The sequence below is a fragment of the Streptococcus sp. 27098_8_12 genome, assembly GCF_041432115.1.
Classification (GTDB): domain Bacteria; phylum Bacillota; class Bacilli; order Lactobacillales; family Streptococcaceae; genus Streptococcus; species Streptococcus parasanguinis_V.
On record NZ_JAPVZA010000019.1, the window covers coordinates 28,884 to 46,582 of the forward strand.

Below are 17,699 nucleotides of genomic sequence, written 5' to 3' on the forward strand. Positions count from 1 at the left end.
TATTTCCTCTTAGGCTTGTGGAAGATCACGGTAGGAGACAGCTCGTCCCATCTCACCCGCATTCTCTTTTTGAACCAGCGTGTTGGCATTGATATAAGCGATAGCAGAGGCTTTCAATACGTCAAAGTCCAAACCAGAGGCATTGAAAATCGTATCTGTATCGACATTTTCCACGGATACCAAGACGCGGGCTTGGGCATCGATCCCATCTGTCACTGCATCGATATTGTAAGATGTCAAGCGAACGGTTTGGTTGAAGAATTTATCAATCGCATTAAAGATGGCTTCAACCGACCCTTGACCATTGGCAAGGAATTCAAGTACTTCCCCTTCTTCATTGCGGAGGCTAACCGCTGCTGTAATCGTTTCGTCTGCATTGGTGGTTAAGCGGAGATCATTAAATTGGAATCCTTCTGGATTTTCCACTGCTGTACCGGCAACAAGGGCGCGGATATCGGCATCTGTGATCTCGTGTTTCTTGTCTGCCAGAGATTTGAACTTAGCAAACAACGGCTTGATGTCCTCTTCTGTATATTCCAGTCCCAACTCATGCAGTTTTTCGACAAAGGCATGGCGACCAGACAATTTTCCAAGAGGGAGGCTATTGCTCTTGACACCCACCAGCTCAGGGGTGATGATTTCATAAGTAAGAGGATTTTTAAGAACCCCGTCTTGGTGAATACCAGACTCGTGTGAGAAGGCATTGCCACCAACAACCGCCTTGTTTTTAGGAATTGGAATACCAGAGTACCGAGAGACCAACTCAGAAGTGTTGATGGTTTCATTAAGGACAATCGGACTTTCCACTTGGAAATAGTCTTCGCGAATATTGAGAGCAACTGCTACTTCTTCAAGTGCCGCATTGCCGGCCCGCTCCCCGATCCCATTAATGGTTCCTTCGACACGACGGGCACCATTTTTAACAGCAGCGAGGCTATTCGCCACGGCCATTCCTAGGTCATCATGGCAATGAGGTGAATAGATAATCTCGCGATCTGTCTTGACATGGTCAATCAAGTATTTGAAAATGGCACCATACTCCGCTGGTGTCGTGAAACCGACTGTATCAGGAATGTTGATATAGCTAGCACCAGCATCGACTGCAGTCTGTACGACTTGCAAGAGGAAATCCAATTCTGTCCGGGTAGCATCTTCTGGCGAGAATTCCACAATCTCAAATTTTGAGCGAGCGTAAGAAACGTGCTCTTTGATCGTTTCAAGGATTTCTTCCTTTGTCTTGTTGAGTTTAAACTCCCGGTGAATCGGACTGGTTGCGATAAAGACGTGAATTTGTGGATACTTAGCATCCTTCAAGGCTTCATAGCAAGCATCAATATCTGATTTGACAGAACGGGCCAAACCTGTCACGGCTGTCTTGGTCAAGACCTTGGCAATCTCCTGCACAGCTGTGAAGGAATCAGGACTAGCTGCAGGAAAACCTGCTTCAATAGCAGAAATGCCCCATTTTTCCAATTGTTTAGCAATGGCAATCTTTTCTTTGATAGAAAAATTAACTCCTGGAGTCTGTTCGCCATCCCGAAGGCTGGTATCTAAAAATTCAACTTTACGCATAGGGTCTCCTCATTTCTATGTAGTGGATATAAAGAAAAACATCTCACTCGGTCAACCAAGCGAGATGTTGTTGCCCGCTTGGTAAGCCAAACAGGACTAATGCTTCTGCACTAGCCCTTATACCTCAACAACAAAGCAAATTGAATAAACTTAGCTGTTTTCATGTTTGACTTTCTCCTTTGTTCAATGTCTTGTTTAGTATTTTAGCATAGGGAAAAAGCAATGTCAAGAATTTTCTACAATATTCTGAATTTTTTGAATAGAAACAAAATAGAGTTTTCAATTCTAATTAGACTATAGACAGCCTGTTTTTGTATAAGAAAACCTAGGTGCTATTAAAAAATTTATAATGACATATACTATTATGCTCACTCAAACACATCATGTAATGAAACTTTCCGCCGTGAGAAAAGAGGCTGGGACAAAAGTCCTAGCCTCTCAATTGTTTTTGGATTGTCGAGCAAGACGCAGTGGTTGAGTGGGCTCTACTACGCTGATTTCATCAGCTTTTACAGCCCTACTCAACTGTGCGGAGGTGGGACGACGAAATCGAATTCTAACGAATTACCGATTTCTGTCCCACTCTCTCGGAATTATTGAACCTAAGGAAAGTTTTTAAGATGATTGTGAATTCAATTTGAATAGCCTCTTTCACCCTACTTCTTCTGATACAAATCGAAAACGATCTTGTCATTATAGAGGTCAATGGTATTGGCCTTGACATAGATTCCAAAGTCATTGTCAATTTCTGGCAATACAATGGTGATGGTAGACTGCTTGGGTGAGATCTGAACAAATTTTGGGATATTTTTATTTTTACTCAAGAGCTGCAAGACCATCCTTTGTGGAATTTGAAAGGTTCCGACTGAAAAATCTTTCACCGTCAAGAGGATGTTCCCATTTTCCAATTTGGATGGTTGAAAGTAAATGTATAAGGGATAATCCTTCCCTAAGAGACTCAACTGCCCTTCTAATAGGATTTGCTGATTGTCTGCATAGACCTTGTAGTCGGACAGCTTATATTTTTTCAGAAGCGATTTGATGGTGTCATTGAGTTGATCTCGAGTCGTTGTCATGGTTCCAACTTTGACATCTTTGGTGCCAGCTGTTTGATGAAGCTGACTAACATCTTCTCTTGGCATCGCTAAGCGTCCTTGCACAACTATAGCGAAGGCTAAGAGAAGGCTGACCAAACCTAAAAATAACCATTTCCAAATATTGATTTTTTGAAGGAAGGGGACCTTCTCTTTGATGGGATTATTTTTGACTCCAAGTTTTCTTCGTGGCATTGATTTTCTCCAATATTGCTTGTTTCATCTTTTCATAGCCCGTATTGTTGGGGTGGAAACTATCCTCTTCATACAGGGCATCATTGATAACGGTTGTCTTCCCATCACTGATTTCTGATACGCCCATTTTCCCATCAATTCCTTTATAAAGCAGATCATTGATAGGGACGAAATAGGCCTGATCAAATTGCACGATGGTTTCTTCCGTCGTCTCATTCCAACGATCTACAGCCGTCTGGATACTAGTTAATTCAGGAAAATTCAGGTAAAGAGGATTGTAGATCCCCACTACATAAATGGGAAGATGGGGATTGTCCTTTCTGGCCTTAGTGATAATTTCTTTGAGGTTCGCTGTATAACTCTTGAGCGGCTTTTGGATATCTGATAGAGAAAAATCACTCAGATGATCGACAACGACTTTGCGCAAATCATTTCCCCCAACCGTTAAGGTCATGACACGCGCCTTTTTGAGATCCTTCTGAAGGTCTGTTTGCTTCTTGAGCCGATCTAAGATCTGAGCACTTGTATTCCCAGCTACTCCATAGTTGACAGGCTGATACTGGCCGTCATTTTCATTGGACAGACTTTGGGCAAGGATGGGCACGAAGCCCCCTTGCTTGGTGCTATCCCCTACTCCTTCGGTCAGTGAATCTCCTAGAGCTACATAAGTATAGGTGACTTCTTTCGTAGCCATTTTGGGCTTGGTCATACGAGGGGATGCAGTTGGTAGCAGAGCACGAAATAGAAAGACAAAGACAAGAAGGCTGGTTAAAAAGAAAACCAAGCCTTGCATCATTTTTTTAAGATTCATATGAATACGATCGCTTATCCTTGAAAAATCACTTGTCCATCACAGATCGTATAAGCGACTTTTCCTTTTAGTGTTTCACCCACAAATGGTGAATTACCAGCTTTTGAAGCGAAATGATCCGATACCAGACGATCTGCTTCTGGATCAAAGATGGTCAAATCTGCCGGTCCATCCACTGCGATATAGCCAGCATCAAAATCATAGAGACGTGCTGGATTATAGGACATCTTTTCAAGCAATTGCATCAGGCTTAAATGGCCTGCATGCACCAAGTAGGTCAAACCAAGAGAAAGCGAGGTTTCAAGCCCAGTCATGCCAGATGGTGCTTTGGTAATATCAGGAACATTCTTCTCATCCGCATGGTGAGGCGCGTGGTCCGTCGCAATCACAGAGATGACGCCTGACTTCAAGCCTTCAATCACTGCTAGACGGTCAGATTCCAAGCGAAGAGGTGGATTCATCTTAGCATTGCTTCCTTTAGTCAAGAGCAGACTTTCTGTTTTCGAAAAGTGTTGAGGTGCCACTTCTGCCGTCACATGAGCTCCTAATCCTTGGGCAAATTCCACCACCTTGACACTTTCTTCCTTGGAAAGGTGTTGGATATGGAGGTGCGCACCTGTCGCATGGGCAATCATGGCATCACGCGCAGCCATCGAGTATTCGGCCACACCCGTCGCCCCACAGACATGGAAGTGTTCCTTAGCAATGTTTTCATTCAAACCAAGAATGCCATTCAACTCAGGGTCTTCTTCATGCAGACTAATAAAGGTTCCTAGACGCTTAGCTTCTTCCAAGGCTTCACGGACAACCTTAGTACTTTGAAGAGGAATCCCATCATCTGAAAATCCTACTGCACCGGCCTTAAGCAGTCCTTCAAAATCTGTCAGGTGTTGACCGTCAAAGTTCTTAGTCACCGTCGCAACCGTATGAATGTGAAGATTTTCCTTGGCTGCAGAAGCTAAGACTTCCTCTAAGGTCGTAATATCTGAAATGGTCGGATTGGTATTGGCCATCATGACCACTCGAGTAAAACCACCAGCAGCTGCGGCTAAGGCACCCGTATGGATGTCTTCTTTATGGGTTTGACCGGGCTCGCGGAAATGCACGTGTACATCGATCAAACCAGGAGCAACCACCAGACCAGTAGCATCAAGGACTTCTTGTCCATCCGTTGGGAGGTTTTCAGCGATCTCTACGATTTTCTTTCCTTCAATGCGAAGATCACAGACTTGATCCAAGCCAGTCTTGGGATCCATTACGCGACCATTTTTAATGACAACCATTGCATTCTCCTTTATTCATAAAAATCAACATGCGACTCTAACAAGCGGTCGCCGTCATAGCGAAACATTGCTGAAAAGAAGGGTTTATCCTCCAACAACCACTCGACAAAGGTGTGGTCCCCTTCCCAGGTTGGTTTTGAGAGGACTTGATCATAAGGTACCCACTCCAAGGTCCCTTCGTTACACTCGATCAGTTCTCCCTCAAAATCTGTTGCCTTGAAGACATAGGTGTACCAGTCCAAATCTGGAGTAAACTCCGGAAAGGTAATGATCCCTTTTAAGACTGGCTTGGCTCTAAGGCCTGTCTCTTCAAAAATCTCACGCGCAGCACACTCCTGTGGGGTTTCCCCGCGTTCTAATTTTCCACCAACTCCGATCCATTTACCTTCATGGACATCATTGGGCTTTTTATTGCGATGTAACATGAGAAATTCTTTCCCATTGTCAATGTAACAAATCGTTGCTAATTGTGGCATTTCTTTCTCCTATCTTAACCAATCAATCGGCTCGCGTCCCGCCTCTTTCAAAAATTGATTGGTTTTTGAAAAGGGTTGGGAACCAAAGAATCCTCGGTAGGCCGATAAGGGACTTGGGTGAGCTGATTCAAGGACCAAATGTCGATCTTGGGTAATCAGCGGCTTTTTCTTACGGGCATAAGATCCCCAGAGGATAAAGACAACAGGCTCCTCCAACTCATTAACCACCTTGATCACAGCATCTGTGAAAGGCTCCCAAATTTGTCCTGCATGGCCATTGGCCTGACCAGCTGGCACCGTCAAGCAGGCATTGAGCAAGAGCACTCCTTGCTCTGCCCAAGAGGTCAGATCATGGGAGCGCCTCTCTCCGATATCTGAGCGTAATTCTTTGAGAATATTTTGCAAAGAAGGCGGCGCTGGTACATGATCCGGAACAGAAAAACTTAAGCCCTGCGCTTGATCCGGTCCATGGTAGGGATCTTGGCCTAAAATCAAAACCTTGACCTGATCCATCTCTGTCGTCTGCAAGGCCTTAAAGACCTTGTCACGCGATGGATAAACCACTCCTTTGCTGTAGACTTCATTCATAAAGTCATTGATCTGGTGAAAATACCCTTCTGGAAGATGGGATTTGATGGCTTCATGCCAAGGTGAATGCTGCATGGAAACTCTCCGCTATCCAATAAATTCTTACCTTCCATTATACCACATTTGGCGCAGATCCACTGGATAAAAAAGAGGCTGGACATTTTTATCCAACCTCTATTTCTGCCTGTCAAACAAGCGAGAGCTTTTAGATATTTTCTTTCTTAATAAATCCTGCTAGACCGATCGAAGCGACTAGTAAAATTTGCGGTAAGAATTGGATGAGGTAGCGGGTCTTCCCGCCTTCAAAGATGGTCAAGAAGAGTAAGCCACCAAAGACCGCTAAGGAAAGGAAGTTAAAGTCATCTGTATCTCTACGTTTGAGATAAGCTCCAACCAAACCAGCCGATAGGACGATCCAAATCACCTGCTTGACAAATTCATAATACTTGTACTGCGGGCGATCAATGCTGAGGAAATAGGTCCGCACCCATTTTGCCAGACCATTATTTTTAGTCAGGGGTGCATAGAGAGGATTGATAAAAGGCGTCTTCTCATACTCTACATCTCGGTAGAGCCAGCCCAGGGTCCCTTCTGCTACCGTCAAGGATTGCTTGTAGTAGATATGCCCGATCAAACCGAACGGACCGTACTCCTTGAGACGGCGCTTGATTTCTTTGATCACATTTTCTTTTTTAAAGAGGCCATTGTTGTAATCAGAGCGCTTATCCTCATCAATATAGGCTAGCAAGCCTTCTTTCATATCTTCTTGATTGTGGCCCATATCCGTCAAGCCCAGATTGATAAACAAGAGAGGTCCTTTAGCCAGCCCTTCTTGTTTCAAGATCGGTACAACTCTTTGATGATTGACCGCCGTATTCAATCCTGCAAAGACAAAGCCCGTCATCACCACGGTCACCGTAGCAATCTTTCCAAAGGCCTTCCAATTTCCTCTAAAGAAAAGCACAGCCCAAAAGGCAATCATGACAATAATTGTCGTTGGACGAATCAACATGGATAGGCCAGATAAGATGCCCAAGCCAACTATCTTTTTCCAAGAGATGCTTGCTTGGTCTTCCTTCAAGAGATCCAAGGCCCACCATAACTGAAGAGCGATCAAAGGAAGCAGCGGAATGTCCGTATACATGGAATAGAAATAAGGCGAGTAACAGATCAAGCTCACATAGAAGAGATAGACTAGATCAGCCGTTTTTTGATTGAAATGCTTCTGGGACAGCTTGGACAAGAGGACTGCACCCAGATTGACATAGAGGATATTGAGAGCCTGCATGACCCACAGACCGCTAGAGCCAAATAAAACATAGAAAAACTTCTCGTAAAGAAAGAGCGGAATGTTATTGGGATTGCGACTGAGGTAGTTGGTGATAGAGGATTGCTTAAGAAGATCAAAAGCCCCTTTGAAAACAACCGCGGCATCCCGACGGATAAAGAGCTCCGCACAGACCATGACAATCACCTGAAAGACAAGGGCTCCAAACAAGAAGCCTTTTTTATGCCGAGTCAACCAAGCAAAGGCACTCTTTAGCCCATCGCGTTTCAGCCAGGCTAGCAGAAATAGCAATCCAGCACCTAAAATGGCTAGCCATGAAATCTCTCTCAGATAGGTCACACTGATCAAGAACCAGTGGACCATCACTATCAACATGACAACATGAAGCATCCCAAATAGAATACGTTTACTTTTCGATAACATAGGTCCATTATATCAAAAAAACAGCATTTCTGCTGTTTTGGGGTGACTATCAACTGTAAAATGGTAATTATGGATACATTCATTTTATCCAACCAATTTTTAACTCTTAACCTTAACTAACCTAAAACACTAGGATTAGAATACATAATAAAACAAGATAAATCCCAACTGTTAGAATCATTCCGATTTTATAGAAACCGACTAAGCCGGCATATCGTTCGACAAAACCGATCTGTGGGTCGACTGGATTATAAAAGACTGTCATGGGAGACCCGATTGGGAATATCATCCGCAAATCCAGATTTTTGCCGGTTCCAAGAACATAGGTTCTATCGAAAACATTGGTTTGTCTTGACTTAGAAAAAGTCTCTCTGAAATAAGCGTAGGTAAAGTTCTTCTGGTATCTTTCACCCTCGACTTGATACTCCACCACAGGCAGAAAAATAAGCAGTTGATTTTTTGAATCAAAAGCAACTACTTCTCCCATAACTTTTGCGGTTGATTCTGTTTTCACTTTTATTTCACGACGATACAAGGTGTAAAAGATAAGCAGCATGATCAAGAAAACAAGTGTCAGAATGCCCAAACTAAGCCAGAATGTTGTTACTATCATTGATTTTTTACCCTTTCACATAAACTAGTTGGTTTCAAATCCCTTGAAAAAATTTTTATTCTCCCCTTTTCAACCAATTCTGTTGCTGCGCTTTTTCTGCAAGATCTTTTGCTTTGTTTATATCTAGTGAGTTTGAATCTGATGGGGCATTGGATTCGATTTCTTCTTTTAATTCTTGTAAGGTTTGAACATCTTTCGGAGTTAAATTAGAGACTGTGCTAGATCCTTTTTCTGTTGAATTTTCTGGCACAGACTGGATCTCGCGATAGGTATTGATCACTTCAGTTCCTGCGTCTGTTGTCGGAAGAGGACGATAAAACATAAAGAAACCAATAATCACAACCAGAAGAGCCGTAGCTGATGCCAAAAAACCTTTTTGCAGATTCTCCGCAGTTATTTTAGTATCTTTAGTAGACAAACTCTTCCATTCTGGATGTTCTTCCTCAGCTTCTTTTTTGGCGTTGAAAGCAGGGGTAACCAAGACTTGGTTCATCAAAGTCAGTGCCCCCAAGGCCATCAATAGAAATGGGATATGACGTGATTTACTAATGACCACTAAAATTCCTCCTGCAATAGCAATCAAACTGATGATGATATTGACGGTAAACCAGACCCGAGCCTGCTTCTTCATTTGCAAATAATGTTCTTTTGTCATCTTATTCTCCCTTAAAAATAGTTTTTCCTTCATCCATAAAAACAATTACTACTATCATACCGGATTTTACTTTGAGAATCAAGTTAACCACCAACTAGTGAAAAGAGTATAAAAAAGAAGCGTTAAAAACGCTTCAGTTGTTTTATTTATTTTGCCAAGTTTCTTGGTTTTCCTTGAAACGGTGTAACAACTCTAAACCTTCAGAAGTGATGTAACCTTGTTCTTCCGCCAAGTGGATCAATTCTGTATAGTTAGACAAAGTTTCAAGTTGAACGCCAGCTTCCGCAAATTTCTTATCTGCCTTCTCCAATTGGTAGGTGAAGATAGCAACCACACCAAGAACATCCGCTCCTTCACGCTTGGCAGCTGCGACAGCATCCAAGACAGATCCACCAGTAGAAATCAAATCTTCCACTACGACCATCTTTTGACCTTGTGGTACACGGCCTTCGATTTGATTACCAGCACCGTGGTCTTTTGGTTTGCTACGAATGTAGGCAAATGGCAAATTCATCTTGTCCGCAATAATCGCACCGTGAGGAATTCCTGCAGTTGCTGTACCTGCAATAACTTCCACTTCAGGGAAAGCTTCCTTGATTTTATCTACAAATCCATTTTCGATCAAGGTACGAGTTTCAGGATAAGCGAGGGTTACACGGTTATCTGTATAAATAGGGGATTTGATCCCAGATGCCCAAGTGAAAGGTTCTTCTGGTTTCAAATAAACCGCTTCGATTTTCAAAAGATGGCTAGCAATATCTTTAGCTAATGACATAACGACTCCTTTTTACGATTTTAATCATATACGAATTAAATCAATTATTGATTTAAACAACAACATTACAGGTTAGTGAATGCGTTAGGGAAGATCCCATGGACTTTTTAAGTTCCGACACTTAGTTGAAAGAAACGATAATTTTCTTTCAACTAAGTTAGTGAATAGTTTAGAGAAGGCCCTATCGGGCTCCGATTATTCCGACGATTACAGAAGAGAAACGATCATTTTCTCTTCTGTGATCTAGTGAACTCGTTAGGGAAGATCCCGTAGGACTTCCCGTACAGCTACAAAAAATCCCACTTTTAGTAGCGATTGGTATTCCGACGATTTAGAGGATAACATGATTATTTTTATACTCTAAATCTAGTGAGTGCGTTAGGAAAGGTCCCATAGGACTTTCCGTAGAGCTACAAAAGTTTCACTTTTAGTAGCTCTTACGCATTCCACTGTCTCTTAATTTCATGGTAAGCGTCCCATGGGTTTTCTGCTTGGATGATTGGGCGTCCAACGACAATATAGTCAGATCCAATTTTATGAGCTTCTTGTGGCGTCATGACCCGTTTTTGGTCACCGATTTCAGCTCCAGCAGGACGAATCCCTGGTGTGACACAGACAAAGTCTGATGAAGTGGCATCCTTGATCAAGGCTACTTCATGGGCTGAACAAACAACGCCATCCAAGCCTGCTTCTTGAGCCTTGCGAGCGTAATTAACTACAGATTCTTGGACCGTTGTTTGGATGTTTTGGCAATCACGCATGTCTTCTTCACTGGTAGAAGTCAACTGGGTCACGGCTACCAATTTAGCTCCTTCACCAAGAGCTGCCTTGGCTTCGCGCATCATCTCTACACCACCGGCTGCGTGGACCGTCACCATATCTACTCCGAAGGTCCCCAGTACGGACATGGCTGATTTGACTGTATTTGGGATATCATGCAATTTCAAATCAAGGAAAATACTGTGTCCAAGCCCTTTGAGGTAATGTACAATTTCAGGACCAACTGCATAGAAAAATTCCATTCCGATTTTTACAAATAATTTTTCGTCTTCTGGAAAATGCTCTAAAAAATTTTTGACATCCTCGAAAGCTGGGAAGTCAAGGGCGATAATAGGACGTTCTTCACGCATGGATTACTCCTTTTTTGATTGATCATTTTGTCTACAAAAAAACCTTGCCCGAGGCAAGGTTACACGAAAATTAGGTAGGAACAACTACCATGATTCAACGTCTAGACCTTAGGAGCCTCTCTGGACTGCTTTAAAGGTTTTTATTTATTGTAGTACGATATTTGGGAAAAGTCAAGGATTTACAGTAGATTTTCCCGTACATGTTTACGGAAGTTCTCAAGGGTGTCAATACCGTATCGATCCATGACCTGTGGCAGATCTTCGATGATGGTTGGACATGCATAAGGATCGGTGAAATTAGCAGTTCCAACTCCAATCGCAGAGGCACCTGCAATCATCATTTCTATGGCTGCTTCTGCTGAATCCACACCTCCCATTCCGATAATCGGAAGTTTAGTGGATTGGGCAACCTGACGGATGAGTTTTAATGCAACTGGAAAAACAGCTGGACCCGACATGCCTCCGGTTCCATTGGCAATGATGGGCTTACCAGTCTTGAGGTCAAAACGCATGCCGACCAAGGTATTGATCATGGTTAAGCCGGTCGCCCCTGCATCCTCTGCTGCTTTTGCGACCTGCGTAATGTCTGCCACACTAGGCGTTAACTTGACATAGACAGGGACGGAGGACGCTTCTACCGCTGCTTTCACAGCCGCATAGGCCAATTCAGGAACCTGCCCGATTAAGAGACCGTTGTTGCCATGGTCTACGTTTGGACAAGAGATATTGAGCTCAATGGCCTTGACATTTGGCGCTTGCGAGATCTTGCTAGATACCGTCGCATACTCTTCATTGGAGAAGCCGGCTACGTTGGCAATAATCGGTAGATCTGGATAATGTTGGGCCAACCAAGGGAGTTTCTCTGCTAGGACCACGTCTACCCCTGGATTTTGGAGTCCAATGGCATTGAGCATGCCTGCCGGCGTCTCAGCAACTCGTGGAGTCGGATTTCCGAAGCGAGCCTCCGCAGTCGTCGCCTTGATCATGATGGATCCAAGCAGGTCTAAGTCATAGTATTTAGCATATTCCTGACCGAAACCAAAACAGCCAGATGCCGGAATAATCGGGTTTTTCAAGTCTAAACCAGGTAAGGATACGGCTAGTCGATTTGCTGTCATAAGGTCCTCCTACATCACAATCGTACCGGTTTCAAAAACCGGTCCGTCTTCACACACGCGCTTATTGGCTGCTTGGCTTTCATTTTCCAGATGCACTACACAGGCATAGCAAGCCCCCATCCCACAAGCCATACGGGATTCCATGGAAATGTAGGCGCGGGGATGGTCATGGAATTTGGTATTGACATATTTGAGCATGCCAGGTGCTCCACAAGAATAGATAGCGTCAAACTTCTGGTCCATCTGATCAATGACCGTAGAAACATAGCCCTTAGTGCCATAAGTCCCATCGTCTGTCGTTACAGTGACATGAGCAACCTGAGAAAGCTCTTCTTCCAAAATGACGGCTTCTTTGGTCGCAAAGCCGACAACCACTTCAACTTCTACCCCTTGCTCATGGAGTTGTTTGGCCACTTGGACCAAAGGAGGAACACCGATACCGCCACCGATGATCAAGGCTTTCTGACCTTGGCCGAGATTGGTAAGATCAAAGCCATTTCCCTGTGGCCCCATGACGCTGAGTTTGCTACCGATTGGCAATTGGGAAAAGATTGCTGTCCCCCCACCTTCGATGCGGTAGATCAAGCGACACGTCTGTGTCTCAGGATCAATCTCAGAAATTGAAATCGGACGGCGAAGGAGCTTGGCCCCATCAGGGACGCGGATATGAAGGAATTGACCTGGCAGCATCTGCGCCACCATTTCCCCCTTCAAGATCATAGAATAGATGCGGGGAGCGATTTCTTCTTGAGCGACGAGCTCCATCTCCTCCATCATGATTTTGCCAAAGCGTTTTTTACAACTGTCACTGACCATTGGTTTCCTCTTCTTTCTTTCAGCAAAAAAGACCTCGCAAAAGCAAGGTCCTACAAATGATCAGCTAGACTCCGTCCGCTGATCTTTTTTCTGTCTTTCCTTGCAGGCCTCTCTGGACCTCTTAAAGGTTAAATTTGTCTCATTATATCGCGCTCCTTCTCGCTTGTCAAGTAAAATCAGTAACTTAGGAAGCTTTCTTAGGGTCAAAATCTTCTGGGATCGGTTTGATGTATTGCATGGCGATTCGGTTTTCAGGCTTGCGGTCAACTAGATAAAGAACCAGTAAAAAGAGCCATTCCAACGGTTTCATCAGGTAGTAGATCAGGTCCATAGCCCATTTTTTCTTAATATGTTTGGCAAAGGGATAGCCATAGCGGTCATAATTGCGACGCAAGAAGCGATGGAAACGTGGCGTCTTTTCTTCCAGCACCTGCTCAAAAGCGTTGGCAATACAAAGCTGGCGATTGACAACAACTGGATGTCCGTGGCGGACGCCCATCCGCTGGGGCTTGACAACATTTTCATGGCCACCAGCCGCAACTGTACAGAGATAGTGCTCATCAATGATGAGATTCTGAGGAGGGATCTTCTGTGAGAAGGCCCAGTCAGCTGTATTGGTCCAGGCCTTGATCATGGAATCCGGCTGCTGCCCAAAGAGCATGAGAACGAGGACAACAAGGGCTAGGGTCGGAAGGGCAACCAGAACTGCTAGCCATGGCCAGTTACGCGACTTGTTTAAGAGCTGATGGAGCCATTGAAACAGACGATTCTCATAGCTTATCTCTGTTCGATCTTCCTGCCACTCCCTGATGCGAACCCATAAAAGATGGATGGAATAGATCAGTAAGAAAAAGGTGTGAAAACTTGCTACCTGCAGTTGATTATCAGAAACTAAGAGAAGAACCACTCCTCCTAGAATGCCACTGATGCAGAAGACATTTGCTAACGGCGAGAGTGAATTCGCATCCCGGTAGGAATAGATAATCAAGGCTAGTAAAGTAAGAGCTGCCAGTGTGAAGAAGGTCGGATAGGCGCCAGACCAGATCAGGGCATGCTTCTGCGAATTGATCAAACTTTCACTCCAATCGTAAAAAGTCATCTCCTTGACGATGTAAATGAAAATCGCTTCGAGAAAGCAACCAAAGAGACCAAACCAAAGAACAATTGTAGGCTGTTGCTTTTTCTTTTTGACAGGCTTAGGACTAGGTGATTCCTGCTTTTCCTTCATAAGGAATGCGTCATCTTCTCTTGTCCTTTCTCCTTCTTTTGGCCCTCTATCCTCAAACAGTTCTGGATCTTTGAGAGCTTCTTCCTCAGATTCTTTGAACTGGAGGCTAGACCACCGACCAATCCCATAAATGATGACAAAAATATTGGGGACAAAGAGGGCCAGAGTCAAACCGTAAGGAAAGATCTCCATGGTGAAGGCAATGACCTCCCAAACACTAAATTGAATGAATGGATCCTTTATTGCGTAGAGCGACTGACTAATAACCAAATAGATGTAAAAGGCCAATAGAATCAGAGCATTGGTCACAAAATTGATCTGCAACAGACCAGCTGTGAAATGGGTTTCCAATTCCTTATCCTTTTTCTTATACCAGGAAACGAGTTTTTTCATAAGATCTCCTCAATCAATTTTTTACCATTCTATCAATCAGATCTTACCTTCAGCAAGGCAAAACTGTATTTTTCCATCAAAATCAGTCCCCAGATGTAGATTTTGTTTCCAATCTTCTATTTTTTAACTATTTGATCTAGCCTACTTCCTATTACCTACCTCAGCCTGTCTTATTCTCATACAGTCCTTGAAAGACCACATTTTACGGGAAAAACGCGCTATTTTATGTTAAAATAAAAGCATGAGAATACAACAATTACAATACATTATCAAAATCGTCGAAACCGGCTCTATGAATGAGGCCGCAAAACAACTCTTCATCACTCAACCTAGCCTTTCCAATGCTGTCAAGGACTTGGAAAATGAGATGGGAATTGAAATCTTTATCCGAAATCCCAAAGGGATCACTTTGACCCGCGATGGGATGGAGTTCCTCTCTTATGCCCGCCAGGTGGTGGAGCAGATTGACCTCTTGTCCGAGCGCTATAAAAATCCTGTGGGCTCTCGTGAGCTTTTCAGCGTCTCTTCACAGCACTACGCCTTCGTGGTTGAGGCCTTCGTTTCACTATTGAAGAAAAGCGACATGGAAAAATACGAGCTCTTCCTACGGGAGACGCGGACTTGGGAGATCATCGATGACGTCAAGAACTTCCGCAGCGAGGTTGGCGTACTCTTTTTGAATAGCTACAACCGCGATGTCCTCTCTAAGATGCTGGATGATAATCACCTGATTGCCACCCACCTCTTTACAGCGCAACCTCATATCTTTGTCAGCAAGACCAATCCTCTTGCCAAGAAAGAGATCGTTCACTTGTCAGATCTGGAAGATTTCCCATACCTTAGCTATGACCAAGGGACTCACAACTCCTTCTACTTCTCAGAAGAGATCCTCTCTCAAGAGCATCATAAGAAATCCATCGTCGTCAGTGACCGGGCAACCCTCTTTAATCTCTTGATTGGTTTGGATGGCTACACCATTGCGACCGGGATCCTCAACAGCAATCTCAATGGCGATAACATCGTCTCCATCCCCCTTGATATCGAAGACCCGATCGAGCTGGTCTATATCAAACATGAAAAAACAGCCCTCTCAAAAATGGGAGAAAAATTCATCGAGTACTTGCTTGAGGAAGTGAAGTTTGATAAGTAAAAAATATCTGAGTGATCCATGTTCACTCAGATATTTTTTATGGTCATCTCTATATTTAGAAATCAATATGGGTCAACAACTTGTATACACAAACTTATTCCGACATCCATAATTTCTGAAATTAGTTAACATTTTTACTAAGTATTTCAGTTGTGTATTCATTTTTATCTGTGTATGTTTTCGATTGTGATGCTACTCTTACTCCTTCGCTATTTCGATTTTCATCTGGCAAGATATAGGTATCTGTAATTGTAGTTTTAAATGTATTTCCTGTTGGGCTGACTCCTAGTGGAAGATTGCTAAATCGATCGGAATAAAATAATTTATAAAAGTGAGAATTTTGTGAAACAGATAAATTATCATAACTAAAATCAAGACTTCTATCCCAATAATTCTTTTGAGTGGATGGGTGATAATCATCAAAGAATTCTTGTTTTTCTTTGGATGAACTCGATTTTGTTTGTAAAAAGAATACTGGGCGGAAATAATCAAAATCAGGATCAGACCCATACTGATAGTAGGTTTGTAGCTTGCCGTTCTTTGGATTTTTCACTTGGAATTGAATAACCGTACTTTCCTCAGGAATTTGAAACAAGGTATCACCTTGGTAAAGCATCAGAAGAGTGGAGAGTACATCACGATGAGTTTCGCCTAGTAGCTGTAATTTCGGGAAGCGATATGAGAGTTTTTGATATAATTTTCTGTCCACATTCGTCTGACTAAATGCAGGACCAATTATACCTGTCTCTATGGGAATATCAGCCTTAGATTTGTCTGTAAAAGTAACATGTAAGATAGGCAAGCCATTTAAGCCTACTAAGTCCGTTCTGGTGGACTCTTGCCACTGTCCTTCCGTAGGTTTTTGTTCCTTTCGATCGTGAATAATTTCGATATTAATCTCTTTGATAATCTTTTTCTGGGGTTTGATTGTACTAACTTTGTATTGATAAACCTTATGGTAAATATACTTTGAATCAAACCAGTCTGGCCTAATGTAATACCGAAGTCCGAAGTAGACAATTGTCAAGGCTGCTATCAAACTAAGTACAATATATCTCTTTTTAAGTTTTAACTTCTTCATCTTCACCTCCTGAAAAATGATGTGATAATAATAGGATTCCATTCCATTAAACCATAAACACTTACTTTTTTCAAAGTTAAGACTAAGTTTTGAAATGAAACGATCTTGAATAAATACATATTGGAATACCTTTATATATCGCTATAGATTTCTTAAGAGAAATATAACCTAAAAAAATAACTCCAGATCGTGTTTGTGATCTGGAGTTGGTTTTATTTCTGGTTAAGAACTTCTTTTACAAATTGGTCTTTGTTTTCCTCTGTATAAGTTTTTGATCTAGATTGAACTCGGATTCCCTTTTTAGTGTCGTTCTGACCATCTATAACATAGGTATCTGTGATAGTCGTCTTAAATTTATCACCTGTCATCCCAAGATAAATGGGTAGGTTCTCGAACCGTTCAGAATAAAATAATTGAGACTTATACCACTCTGCCTCAATATTTAACCGATTATTAAAAATGCTATCAGAATTATAAAGACCTCGGTTCCAAAAATTTATCCTATCATTAGGTCGATAGTCATCAAAAAATTCTTGGCGTTCTTTTGCTGAATTTTTCTTATCTTGTAAAAAATATACTGGTGGAAAAATATTAGACTTTGGTGCAACACCGTAATCATAATATGTTTGAAGTTTATGAGTTTTGGGATTTTTTATCTGGAAACTTGTAACTACATATTGATTATCATTATTTTGATAGATCGTATCTCCCTGATACATCATCAGATAGCTTCTAAACCCTCTACCATCACCTTGCTCAATTCCTGGAAAACGAAGTGATAACTTTTCAAATTGTTTATAATTATTGTTATCCGATTGAAACAGATAACCAGTTTTATATTCGTCAAATAGAATATCTAATTTAGTTTTATCACTAAAGGTTAGATGTAAAATACTATAATGCCAATTCCCATCAGTTTTTATGTCTGTTCTTGTAGATTCTTTCCATTGACCGTCCACAGATTTATTTTTTCCAAAATGAATAAACTCGATATGAATATCCTGTAAGGT

General features: G+C 42.4%; 17 protein-coding genes. 1 reads left to right on the forward strand and 16 read right to left on the reverse strand.

Going from position 1 to position 17,699, the window contains the following annotated elements; genetic code table 11:
- Positions 1-9: 9 nt before the first annotated feature.
- The 14 genes from O3629_RS08515 to O3629_RS08580 form a co-directional block, all read right to left on the reverse strand.
- The gene (locus tag O3629_RS08515; RefSeq protein ID WP_371609026.1) at positions 10-1,572 is read right to left on the reverse strand and encodes a 2-isopropylmalate synthase; all 1,563 of its coding nucleotides are present in this window, start codon (positions 1,570-1,572) and stop codon (positions 10-12) included.
- 656 nt (positions 1,573-2,228) lie between these two features.
- Positions 2,229-2,861 (reverse strand): YpmS family protein, encoded by a 633-nt coding sequence (locus O3629_RS08520; protein ID WP_134974481.1) that lies wholly within the window; start codon positions 2,859-2,861, stop codon positions 2,229-2,231.
- Entirely contained in the window at positions 2,830-3,672 is an 843-nt protein-coding gene (locus O3629_RS08525; protein WP_371609027.1) for an SGNH/GDSL hydrolase family protein, read from the reverse strand. The genes O3629_RS08520 and O3629_RS08525 overlap by 32 nt, the downstream gene beginning before the upstream one ends.
- 14 nt (positions 3,673-3,686) lie before the next feature.
- Positions 3,687-4,955: a dihydroorotase gene (locus O3629_RS08530; protein WP_013903504.1), complete on the reverse strand. Its 1,269-nt coding sequence runs from the start codon at positions 4,953-4,955 to the stop codon at positions 3,687-3,689.
- 11 nt (positions 4,956-4,966) lie between these two features.
- Positions 4,967-5,431: an 8-oxo-dGTP diphosphatase gene (locus O3629_RS08535; RefSeq protein ID WP_195529506.1), complete on the reverse strand. Its 465-nt coding sequence runs from the start codon at positions 5,429-5,431 to the stop codon at positions 4,967-4,969.
- Positions 5,432-5,440: 9 nt separating this feature from the next.
- Positions 5,441-6,094 carry a uracil-DNA glycosylase gene (locus O3629_RS08540; protein WP_371609028.1) on the reverse strand — a complete coding sequence of 218 codons (654 nt, stop codon included), beginning with the start codon at positions 6,092-6,094 and terminating at the stop codon, positions 5,441-5,443.
- 130 nt (positions 6,095-6,224) lie between these two features.
- Complete coding sequence (locus O3629_RS08545) at positions 6,225-7,730, reverse strand: glycosyltransferase family 39 protein (protein ID WP_371609029.1); 1,506 nt, start codon at positions 7,728-7,730, stop codon at positions 6,225-6,227.
- A 121-nt stretch (positions 7,731-7,851) separates the two neighbouring features.
- On the reverse strand, positions 7,852-8,343 hold the full coding sequence (locus tag O3629_RS08550; protein WP_371609030.1) for a DUF3592 domain-containing protein: 492 nt from the start codon (positions 8,341-8,343) through the stop codon (positions 7,852-7,854).
- 55 nt (positions 8,344-8,398) lie between these two features.
- Positions 8,399-8,998, reverse strand: coding sequence for a hypothetical protein (locus tag O3629_RS08555; protein ID WP_371609031.1), 600 nt, complete (start codon positions 8,996-8,998; stop codon positions 8,399-8,401).
- Positions 8,999-9,140: 142 nt separating this feature from the next.
- Positions 9,141-9,773 (reverse strand): orotate phosphoribosyltransferase, encoded by a 633-nt coding sequence (gene pyrE, locus O3629_RS08560; RefSeq protein WP_003003338.1) that lies wholly within the window; start codon positions 9,771-9,773, stop codon positions 9,141-9,143.
- A 437-nt stretch (positions 9,774-10,210) separates the two neighbouring features.
- A complete protein-coding gene (gene pyrF / locus O3629_RS08565) occupies positions 10,211-10,903 on the reverse strand; it encodes an orotidine-5'-phosphate decarboxylase (protein ID WP_003014774.1) in 693 nt (230 codons plus the stop codon).
- A gap of 179 nt (positions 10,904-11,082) precedes the next feature.
- Positions 11,083-12,021 carry a dihydroorotate dehydrogenase gene (locus O3629_RS08570; RefSeq protein ID WP_021153106.1) on the reverse strand — a complete coding sequence of 313 codons (939 nt, stop codon included), beginning with the start codon at positions 12,019-12,021 and terminating at the stop codon, positions 11,083-11,085.
- Positions 12,022-12,030: 9 nt separating this feature from the next.
- Positions 12,031-12,837 carry a dihydroorotate dehydrogenase electron transfer subunit gene (locus tag O3629_RS08575; protein ID WP_195423141.1) on the reverse strand — a complete coding sequence of 269 codons (807 nt, stop codon included), beginning with the start codon at positions 12,835-12,837 and terminating at the stop codon, positions 12,031-12,033.
- A gap of 184 nt (positions 12,838-13,021) precedes the next feature.
- Positions 13,022-14,458, reverse strand: coding sequence for a DUF6688 family protein (locus tag O3629_RS08580; RefSeq protein WP_371609032.1), 1,437 nt, complete (start codon positions 14,456-14,458; stop codon positions 13,022-13,024).
- Positions 14,459-14,699: 241 nt separating this feature from the next.
- Between O3629_RS08580 and O3629_RS08585 the strand changes: the two genes are divergently transcribed.
- The gene (locus O3629_RS08585; protein ID WP_003007102.1) at positions 14,700-15,608 is read left to right on the forward strand and encodes a LysR family transcriptional regulator; all 909 of its coding nucleotides are present in this window, start codon (positions 14,700-14,702) and stop codon (positions 15,606-15,608) included.
- 121 nt (positions 15,609-15,729) lie between these two features.
- Here O3629_RS08585 and O3629_RS08590 read toward each other — a convergent pair whose 3' ends face one another.
- Positions 15,730-16,689: a hypothetical protein gene (locus O3629_RS08590; RefSeq protein ID WP_021153102.1), complete on the reverse strand. Its 960-nt coding sequence runs from the start codon at positions 16,687-16,689 to the stop codon at positions 15,730-15,732.
- Positions 16,690-16,901: 212 nt separating this feature from the next.
- A partial coding sequence (locus tag O3629_RS08595; RefSeq protein WP_371609033.1) for a hypothetical protein occupies positions 16,902-17,699 on the reverse strand: 798 nt, incomplete at its 5' end.